Origin of the sequence: Streptomyces parvus, from assembly GCF_014648875.1 — a bacterium.
GTDB lineage: Bacteria > Actinomycetota > Actinomycetes > Streptomycetales > Streptomycetaceae > Streptomyces > Streptomyces parvus.
In genome coordinates, this window is the sequence record NZ_BMRY01000052.1 from 1 (window position 1) to 655 (window position 655).

Annotated in this window: 1 protein-coding gene; it reads left to right on the forward strand. The window is 70.4% G+C overall.

The features are described from left to right. A partial coding sequence (locus IE140_RS35755; RefSeq protein ID WP_189461120.1) for an AMP-binding enzyme occupies positions 1 to 655 on the forward strand: 655 nt, incomplete at both ends.

Sequence of the window (655 nt, forward strand, 5' to 3'; positions counted from 1 at the left end):
CTGGCCCGCGGCTACGCCAACCAGCCCGGGCTCACCGCCGAACGCTTCGTCGCAGATCCGTTCCACCCCGAACCCGGCCAGCGGATGTACCGCACCGGCGACCTCGCCCGCTGGAACACCCACGGCGAACTCGAATACCTGGGCCGCGCCGACCACCAGGTCAAGATCCGCGGCTTCCGCATCGAACCCGGCGAGATCGAGAAGACCCTCACCGACCACCCCGACATCACCCAGGCCGCCGTCATCGCCCATGAGGACAGGCCCGGCGCGAAACGTCTGGTGGCGTACGCGGTGGTGCGGGACGGAGCGCTGCGGCCGGAGGGCATACGGGAGTTCAGCCGCGAGCGGCTACCCGAACACATGGTCCCCGCCGCCGTCGTGATCCTCGACCGGCTCCCCCTGACCACCAACGGAAAGCTCGACCGCGCAGCACTGCCGGCCCCGGACCTGACAAAGACTTCCGTCGGCAGGGAGGCTCGCACCCCGCAGGAGCAGATCATGTGCGATCTGTACGCGGAGGTGCTCGGCCTGCCGCGGGTGGGAGCGGACGACGACTTCTTCGAGCTGGGCGGGCACTCGCTCCTGGCCACCCGCCTCATCGCCCGCATCCGCGCCACCTTCGGCGCCGAGGTCGCCCTGCGAACCCTGTTCGAGG